Here is an 8,994-nt window from a genome sequence, read left to right as displayed (position 1 = left end):
ATAATCCTTAGGTTAAGTATGGCTATTGTGAGAGGATTACTTCAGTTCGGGTAACTCGCTGTAATAACTTTGTTTGATTCCAGCCAGGGGAATCAGGTTATTCACTGCCGCAGCATAATTAACTGCGGCGACCCATCCATCGTAATTGGCGTTAATTTCAGAAGATTGAGCCTGAAAAACGTCCTGCTCGACAGTCAATAAATCATTCAGACTGCGCTTACCTAATTTGTATTCGTTTTTATAAACTTCCCGGGTATGATTTGCGCTTTGTGATTGCGCTATTCCGGCTTGCTCTCTCCCCCTTGCGCCAGCCCAGTTTGCAAAGGCAACAGAGGCTTTTTGAAGTGTGTCCTGCTTCGCCTGCTCTACCAGAGCCGCTGATACACGCTGCTGCCCTTCTGCCTGCTGAACCTGAGCAGAAACCGCGCCGCCCTGATAAAGTGGTGCGTTCAAATTTAACTGTAGCTGATCGTTCCACCATCCACGGTCATTGTTTTCATAGCGTGTTTTTCCGCCCTGGAGACTTAACGTTGGCCAGTATTGTGATTTCGTTTTTTCGACATCATATTCCGCAGAGCGGCGAAGATTCTCAGCGGCCAGGACCGAAGGAATAATATGATAATCAATGGACTTAAGTGAAATGGGTTGCTCAACAAGAGAAGACGGCGCAGTAGAAAGCGAGGCCGGTTTTACGCCCGTTAATACCGTAAGTTGAGCAATAGCACTATCCCGTTGCGCCTGATATTGTTCCAGCGCGGATTGCATTCCGGCAATACGGGTTCTGGCCTGGAGTTCATCAGATGCGGAATTAAGTCCCGCGCCGGAACGTAATGACGCCATCTGGTAGATATTTTCCAGCGAACGAATGTTTTCTTTCACGGCATCACATAAAGTTTCGTATCGGTGTACCTCCATAAAAGTTACGGCCGTTTTTTCTGCCACATCCGTTAATGTCGACATCAGTTTAAAACGTTGACCATCCCGCGCAGCGGTCTGAAGTTTAATATTGTTGTCTGTTTTACCGAAGTCATAAACAAGTTGAGTAATGGTAATGCCGTAAGAAATTGAATTATCAAGGCTGCCGCCGGAATCATACTGGCGGGACGGCCCGGCATTACTGTTTAATTCTATCTGCGGATACCAGCCACTTTTAGCTTCATCTATTTTTGCTTCACTAATTCCCGACTGGGCTGCCTGTTGCGTCACATCCGGGCTATGGGCGAACGCCCGCAGAATACTTTCCCGCAAAGAAAGTTCAGGGACCAGGGGAGATTCAGGCGCGTTTGCCCAATCCGGCAATGGGGCTGCTGATGCAAAATTAAACGCGACAGATGCAATTAGCACTCCAGCCACGGAATAGCCGGGGCTGCAAAGAAAATGTAATAATTTCATTGTTCAAACCTTCCTTGCATGAGTACAGCAATGAACGCCAATAAGTAATGAAAAAGTGTGGTTATTTTCTCTCTCTTTTATTTTTGAAGAATACACCTTTTGCATAACATTTCCAGAGAGACCTCGTAACAGATCATGTACAGGAAATATATATATTTGAGAATTCACAAACATAACTCACAATAAGTTAATTCTTATTGCGAGTGATGCTACGGCTTCCGCGTTAAATCCAATGATTAGCAATGTAATAGTGAACAGGGTTACTTTCAGTGCGGTAATCTGGAGAGGTCATTGCGATAAGGCGCCCGGTCTTATCATTCAACACCGACGCACCCGACATCTTGTTGCGTGGATAGAGTATTGAACTCGTTATTTCTTGCAGGAAAGATTATACAGATGAATTTATTGCCAGAAATTCATTGCGCGCCGTCGGTACAACATCGCCGGGCTGAATGGTTAGCGCCAAAGTACGTACCCCTGACGATTGTCACTTCGTTCCGGATGTCTCTGTCGATTTCATTTTTTCGATGGCAACAATATTGTCAGACATCGCTTCGTTGAGGACTTTTACGGCCGTGCTGGCATCGCGGTTCTTAATCGACATATAAACTTTGATGTGGGCTTCCACGCTCTCAAGGGTGATCCCCAGCGCACGGTTAAGCTCTTCAAGGTAGTAGTAATAGATGTCTTTAATTGAGTACATTACGTTATAAAACACGCTGTTGTGCGATGCCCTGACAATCGCCAGATGAAATGCGTAGTCCGCTTCCGAGTATTTTTTGTAGTCGCCCTTGTTGATCAGCATATTGTCCAGCGCGTCGCCGAGTTCACGGATGTCGTCATCAGTGGCGTGTGCGACGGCGAGTTCCACGCATTTAAACTCCACAGTTTGACGGAAAATCATCATATCGTGAAACTCTTCGCGACTGAGGTGCATGATTGGGCGGGGATCGTTACTTAACATCTGCGGGGTGAAGTTTTCGCTGACGTAGCTGCCGCTTCCCTGACGTGTCACCACAATACCCAGGTCGCGAAAACGTTGTACCGCGCTGCGAACGCTGACCCGGCTGACGTTAAATGAGGCGGTCATCTCCGCTTCTGAAGGCAGACGGCTACCCGGCGCCCAACTGCCGTCCAGCAGTTTGCCGCTTATCTGATCATAAATTTCATTTACAACGTTTTGTTTTTGAATGGATTTTATGCTCAAGATGGGTATCCGCTACGATGTCGCTCAGGTTTTTCATTGTATAACAATTCACTTTTAAGAACAAAGCGCCCAATCGGGCGCTTCACTGCGTTAATCAAAGCGAATGAGTACCTTAGCAGAGACATTTTTGTCTGTGGCGGTAATCAGGGCATTCTCGATTTGCTGAGGCGGAAACTCTGCGCTAATGAGAGGACGAGGATCAACACGCCCGTCTTCCAACCAGCGAACCGCCGTCACGAATTCGCCGATAAAGCGGAATGAACCGACCCAGTTGATCTCTTTGACAAGCATGGATGAGACCGGCCAACTGACCGGGCTTGCCCCCATCCCTACCTGGACAATGGTTCCGGCAGGACGAGTGAAATCCACGGTTGATGCCACGGCGCTCGGTGCGCCAGAGGCCTCAAACACAACGTCAAAATAACCTTTACGTTGCTGATAATGCGCCACCTGCTCTTCATCTCGTGGATCCATCGTGGCTGTTGCCCCCATCTGACGTGCCAGATCCAGACAGCGCGGACTGAGATCGGAGGCCACCAGTTCAGACGCGCCAGTACTGCGCGCGGCGGCAAGAATCAGACAACCAATGGGACCCGCGCCTATCACCAGTACGCGTTTTCCGGTCAACTGCCCTGCCACTTTTACCGCGTGAATAGCGACCGCCAGCGGTTCTGAAAAAGCCATCACGTTCGCAGGAATGCGGCTATCGTACGGAACACATTGCTCCGGTTTCACCACCACAAATTCAGAAAAACCGCCATTCACATGAGGATTAAACTGCGCACTGCCCATAAATCGCATGGACCCACACAGGTTTTGATGACCGGAAAGGCACATCTCGCACTGATTGCAGGGGCAGGATGGATTCACCGCAACCGCCTGACCGACAGTCAGATTGCTTCCTGCGGGTACTTTGCTGACCACGCCGACAAACTCATGGCCAATCACCATGGGATGCTTGAGAACCGACATCCCTGCCCGACCATGCTGGTAGTAGTGAATATCAGAACCACAGATACCGCCACAGGCCACCTTCACAACAACGTCATTTTCTCCACATTCTATTTCACGTGATTCAAAACGTACGTCTTTTTCAGCATGTGCCAGGCAAGCGTTACAGGTTATTTTTTCCATTTTCATCATGACCTCATTATTTGTTGGCAGTCGCCGGATGAGTTGCTTTCTTATCCAGAGTGTCGGCATTCTTTTTTTCGGGAACGATCACTTCAATTTTGCCAACCAGGAATAGGTAGGCTAATAAGCCCAGTCCGGCGATGCCTGCGATATACCACATGGCATACTGGAAGTTTTGTGTGCGCTGGAGAATAACCCCAATGACAATGGGACTCACAATCCCGGAAAGATTGCCGCAAATATTTAAAAATCCCCCCATGGTGCCGAGGAAATTACGAGGGATCACATCACTCCAGACAACCCAGCCCAGATTGGAAAAGGCATTAGCAAAGAAAGCTACCGACAGAATCACAATCGCAATGACCGGTTGGTCTTCAAAGAAATTGACCAGGCCAATAATCATCGTGACACACAGTCCCGCCATCACCGGTAATTTTCGCGCCAGTGTTCTGGATTTACCCTTCTTAAGCAACATATCGCTTAAGGTGCCACCGCAGAGAACGCCAAACATCGCCATAATATAGGGCAGCATGGCACCAATACCGGCTTTAGAAATTGAGAGGTGCAGCCCTTTCTCCAGGTAGACAATAAACCAGGTCAGGAAAAAATAGAGTGTGGACGAACAGGCAAACTGAGTAATAAACAATCCCCAGATGGTCTTCTTACTCAGAAAGAATTTAATGTCATGCCAGCTGATTTTCTCGTTAACGGTGGACTGGTTGGCTGAACCATAGCCACCGCCCGCTTTAATGTAATCCAGTTCTGCCTGGTTCACGGTGGTGCTGTGTTGCGGATCGCGATAGTACAGCAGCCAGTAGATACCGAACAGGATGCCCGCGCCACCAGACAGGTAGAAAGACATCTCCCAACCGTAATTAGCCACAATGAAGGAGAGTGCCGGCGTCAGTAAGGCCAACCCGATATATTGTGCGCTGGAGTAAATAGCGGTGGCGCGTGCGCGTTCATGATCCGGGAACCAGGTGGCGATTATTTTCGTATTGGATGGGAAAGACGGCGCTTCGGCAACACCGATTAATGCGCGACAGGCCAGCAACATCGCAAATGAAGCCGTCGCCGTTGCGAATAAATGATGTGAGGCAAATCCCATCATAAAGGTAAAAATACTCCACAGAATAATCGCGCCACCGTAAAGAATACGTGAACCTATGCGATCAAGGACGTAGCCGACAGGAATTTGACTGGCAGCATAGGCCCAGGTAAACATGGAGAAAAGCAAACCCAATTGTGTTGGTGTCAGACTAAAGTCATTCTGGATATTCGTTCCTGCAACGGCAAGATTGGCGCGATCCATATAATTAATTGCGGTCACAATGAACAGCAATGTGAGAATAAAGAGTCGTGATCTTGAAGCCTTCATAATAATACCTGTGTTATATCGGCATGCTGAGTAATAAACACATGCCGTGAATTTTAAAGGCGAGTCAGTAGAGTACTTACGGCCTACAGTACGGCGAGCCAGCCACCATCAACATAAATAATTTGCCCGTTAATATAATCAGATGCTTTAGAGGATAAGAAGACAGCGGTACCGATTAACTCTTCCGGACGGCCCCAACGCTGAGAGGGGTTACTGCTTTTCACCCAACTGTCGAACTGCTTGTCCTCGATAAGCGCCGTATTCATGTCTGTCAGAATGTAACCCGGCCCAATGGCATTGGTCTGGATATTAAACTGTGCCCATTCGGCTGCCATCGAGCAGGTGAGCATTTTGATCCCCCCTTTCGCCGCGGTGTACGGGGCAACGGTCGGGCGGGCCGCCTGACTGGTGAGGGAACCGATATTAATAATTTTGCCGCCACTATTGCGCGCAATCATCCGTTTCGCCGCCGCGCGGGAGACCAGAAACGCGCTGGTCAGGTTGGTATCGATAACCTTCTGCCAGTTTTCCAGCTCCAGTTCGACCATCGGTTTACGGTACTGGATGCCAGCGTTATTGATCAGGATATCGACCTCGATTCCCTGTGCATCCAGTTTGCTGAAGGCGGCCTCAATGGCGTGTTCATCGGTAACGTCAAAAGCCACCCCATGCGCGTCGTAGCCTTTGCTTGCCAGTGAATCCACCGACTCTGCCAGCAGTGCATCGCGAATATCATTCAGAATAACCCGCGCGCCCGCAGCGGCAAGCCCCTCCGCGTAGGCAAACCCCAGCCCACGCGCAGAACCCGTTACCAGTGCCGTTTTCCCCGTTAAGTCAAATAAAGCGGTCATATTGTTTCCTCACTCAATTAATTTGTATGACGACTGTCTTATTTAAGGTTGTATTTTCACCCAGACAAAATCAATATCTCACCCATGAATTTGCAACAAAGATCACAAACAGTTGTGATTTGAATTGCTTCAAATCGTTAAAAATCATTCAGTTAAATGAAGTTAAAAATTCAGCGCTTCAGGCAATTTGATCATCATCACAGAATGACACTTTCAGTATCGCACGTCAGAGGAAGCGTGATATAACAACAACAAGTTGTAGGACAACTTACAAATAATGGGAATGTTGTTTTTAACAGTATGACATGCCGTAAATACGCAGAGTTGAGGAGTGAAAGTGAGTAACCTAAAAATTACCAATGTAAAAACGATTCTAACGGCGCCCGGCGGAATTGACCTGGCGGTCGTTAAAATTGAAACCAACGAGCCGGGACTGTATGGTCTGGGATGCGCAACATTTACCCAACGTATCTTCGCGGTAAAAAGTGCGATCGATGAGTACATGGCCCCTTTTCTGATGGGTAAAGATCCGACGCGTATTGAAGATATCTGGCAGTCGGGTGCAGTGAGTGGTTACTGGCGCAATGGACCTGTCATGAACAATGCGTTGTCCGGTGTGGACATGGCGCTGTGGGATATCAAGGGTAAGCTGGCGGGCATGCCGGTTTACGACCTGCTGGGTGGCAAATGTCGCGATGGGATCCCCCTGTACTGCCACACTGATGGCGGCGATGAAGTCGAAGTGGAAGATAACATCCGCGCCAGAATGGAAGAAGGCTACCAGTATGTTCGCTGTCAGATGGGTATGTATGGCGGTGCAGGGACCGACGACCTTAAACTGATCGCCACGCAACTGGCGCGTGCAAAGAATATTCAACCTAAGCGTTCACCGCGAAGTAAAACGGCCGGTATCTACTTTGATCCGGACGCTTACGCAAAAAGCGTTCCGCGTCTGTTCGAGCATTTGCGTAACAAACTCGGTTTTGGTATCGAATTTATCCATGATGTGCATGAGCGCGTGACGCCGGTGACCGCGGTTAATCTGGCAAAAACGCTCGAACAGTATCAGCTATTTTATCTTGAGGATCCGGTCGCGCCGGAAAATATCGACTGGCTGAAAATGCTGCGCCAGCAGTCTTCAACACCCATTTCTATGGGTGAGTTGTTTGTGAATGTGAATGAGTGGAAGCCGCTCATCGATAACAAACTGATCGACTATATTCGCTGCCACGTAAGCACCATCGGCGGGATTACGCCAGCGAAGAAACTCGCCGTCTACAGCGAACTGAACGGCGTACGTACCGCATGGCACGGGCCTGGAGACATCTCCCCGATCGGGGTCAGCGCTAATATGCATCTTGATTTGAGCTCGCCGAACTTTGGCATTCAGGAGTACACGCCAATGAACGATGCGCTGCGCGATGTCTTCCCTGGCTGCCCGGAGATAGACCAGGGTTATGCGTACCTGAACGATAAGCCGGGGCTGGGTATCGATATCGATGAAGCCAAAGCAGCAAAATATCCGTGCGAGGGAGGGATCCCGTCCTGGACAATGGCTCGTACGCCTGACGGTACGGCCTCAAGACCGTAAATAATGATGACCCGGAGATGATTGCCGGGTCGTTTTAACTGTCTTTCAACTTCTGCTCATCGCATGACATCCACTCTCCCTCTTCAATGTATATATCTGCTACGGTCTCTGGCCCATACTGCCGCAATGCCTCCGCATCAGTTCCCGTAGTGGTACGTCCTGTACGACTGACTCACCAGGCTTCTGGCTCTCTTAGCATATGGACGATGTTGCACGGATTCATGATCCAGCCGCCGTTGAAACCGTCGGGCAACGGTTCAACAGCATCACAGCGTACGACCCCACATTGTTCGACGTATTCTTCTGCGGCACTGAAATGGGGCGTGAATAATTCCAGCCAGAGTTCAGCCTGACTGAGTCCCGGCGCTTCATCAATCCAGAGTTTATTCGGTCCGAGTTCGAATCCGACCGCTGGCGGCTTATCGGTAATTTCAGGCAGCCCAATAATGTTCCGATAAAAATCAATCGTCTGTTGATACTGATGTGATGGCACCTTCATCGCGATGTCGATGCCACCTTTGATATCTGGTTTATTCATAAGGAATTTCCTTACCGATCGCGGGCGATACTAAACTAGTATAGTTCATCGCTTGTGCCCGCTTCGCTAACCCATCACAGGAGAGTTGATGATGTCCGACTGGAATCCGGCGCTATATATGCAATATGGTGCAGAACGCTCAAGACCCGCCGCTGAACTGCTGGCCAGAATTCAACATGAGCCTGTCTCTTCTGTGGTTGATTTGGGTTGCGGACCCGGTAACAGCACGGCGCTACTGCAACAGCGCTGGCCTGGCGCGAGTATTACCGGCGTAGATACCTCCCCGGCGATGCTGGATGAGGCGAGAAATGCCCTGCCAAATTGTCATTTCGTCGAGGCGGACATTCGTCAGTATCAGCCCGTCACACCACCCGACGTCATTTACGCCAATGCCTCACTGCAGTGGATCCCCAATCACTATGAATTGTTTCCCCGACTGGTCGCCCTGCTCAACAATGATGGCATTCTGGCCGTGCAAATGCCGGATAACATGCTTGAACCTTCGCATGTGCTGATGCGGGAAGTGGCTTATGAACAGGATTATCCGAACCGGGGTCGCGACGCCCTGCCCGGCGTTCACGCGTATTACGACATTCTGAGCGAGACGGGATGCGACGTGGACATCTGGCGCACGACCTATTATCACAAGATGCGTTCGCATCAGGCGATCATTGACTGGGTCAGCGCGACGGGATTGCGCCCCTGGTTGCAGGATCTGAATGAACACGAGCAGCAACAGTTCCTGAATCGCTATCATCAGTTGTTACAGGAGCAATACCCGCTTCAGGAAGATGGCCAGATACTGCTGGCATTTCCCCGCCTGTTTCTGGTTGCGCGTCGCCAGTCCTGATCTCCGTCACTGAGTGTGTACAGGCCGCTTTGCGGGCGACCTGTTTCACATCT

General features: G+C 49.6%; 8 protein-coding genes. 2 read left to right on the top strand and 6 right to left on the bottom strand.

Annotation, left to right across the window (positions count from 1 at the left end; genetic code table 11):
* Positions 1-36 precede the first annotated feature (36 nt).
* The 5 genes from F384_RS07025 to F384_RS07005 form a co-directional block, all read right to left on the bottom strand.
* On the bottom strand, positions 37-1,392 hold the full coding sequence (locus F384_RS07025) for a TolC family outer membrane protein (protein WP_080949897.1): 1,356 nt from the start codon (positions 1,390-1,392) through the stop codon (positions 37-39).
* Between the two features lie 487 nt (positions 1,393-1,879).
* Positions 1,880-2,599: a FadR/GntR family transcriptional regulator gene (locus tag F384_RS07020; protein WP_046480817.1), complete on the bottom strand. Its 720-nt coding sequence runs from the start codon at positions 2,597-2,599 to the stop codon at positions 1,880-1,882.
* Between the two features lie 90 nt (positions 2,600-2,689).
* Positions 2,690-3,739, bottom strand: a complete 1,050-nt coding sequence (gene idnD / locus F384_RS07015; RefSeq protein WP_046480815.1) for an L-idonate 5-dehydrogenase — start codon at positions 3,737-3,739, stop codon at positions 2,690-2,692.
* A 10-nt stretch (positions 3,740-3,749) separates the two neighbouring features.
* A complete protein-coding gene (locus tag F384_RS07010) occupies positions 3,750-5,111 on the bottom strand; it encodes an MFS transporter (protein ID WP_046480814.1) in 1,362 nt (453 codons plus the stop codon).
* A gap of 83 nt (positions 5,112-5,194) precedes the next feature.
* The gene (locus F384_RS07005; protein ID WP_046480812.1) at positions 5,195-5,962 is read right to left on the bottom strand and encodes an SDR family oxidoreductase; all 768 of its coding nucleotides are present in this window, start codon (positions 5,960-5,962) and stop codon (positions 5,195-5,197) included.
* Positions 5,963-6,299: 337 nt separating this feature from the next.
* Between F384_RS07005 and F384_RS07000 the strand changes: the two genes are divergently transcribed.
* On the top strand, positions 6,300-7,553 hold the full coding sequence (locus tag F384_RS07000; protein WP_046480810.1) for an enolase C-terminal domain-like protein: 1,254 nt from the start codon (positions 6,300-6,302) through the stop codon (positions 7,551-7,553).
* Between the two features lie 172 nt (positions 7,554-7,725).
* Here the strand turns inward: F384_RS07000 and F384_RS06995 are convergent, their stop codons facing one another.
* The gene (locus F384_RS06995) at positions 7,726-8,091 is read right to left on the bottom strand and encodes a hypothetical protein (protein ID WP_046480808.1); all 366 of its coding nucleotides are present in this window, start codon (positions 8,089-8,091) and stop codon (positions 7,726-7,728) included.
* Between the two features lie 91 nt (positions 8,092-8,182).
* Between F384_RS06995 and tam the strand changes: the two genes are divergently transcribed.
* Positions 8,183-8,941, top strand: coding sequence for a trans-aconitate 2-methyltransferase (gene tam / locus F384_RS06990; RefSeq protein ID WP_046497856.1), 759 nt, complete (start codon positions 8,183-8,185; stop codon positions 8,939-8,941).
* Positions 8,942-8,994 lie beyond the last annotated feature (53 nt).

This window comes from Citrobacter amalonaticus Y19 (assembly GCF_000981805.1).
In the GTDB taxonomy this organism is placed as follows: Bacteria; Pseudomonadota; Gammaproteobacteria; order Enterobacterales; family Enterobacteriaceae; genus Citrobacter_A; species Citrobacter_A amalonaticus_C.
The sequence above is the reverse complement of the archived record's forward strand: the minus strand, read 5'-3'. Positions and strand labels throughout refer to the sequence as shown.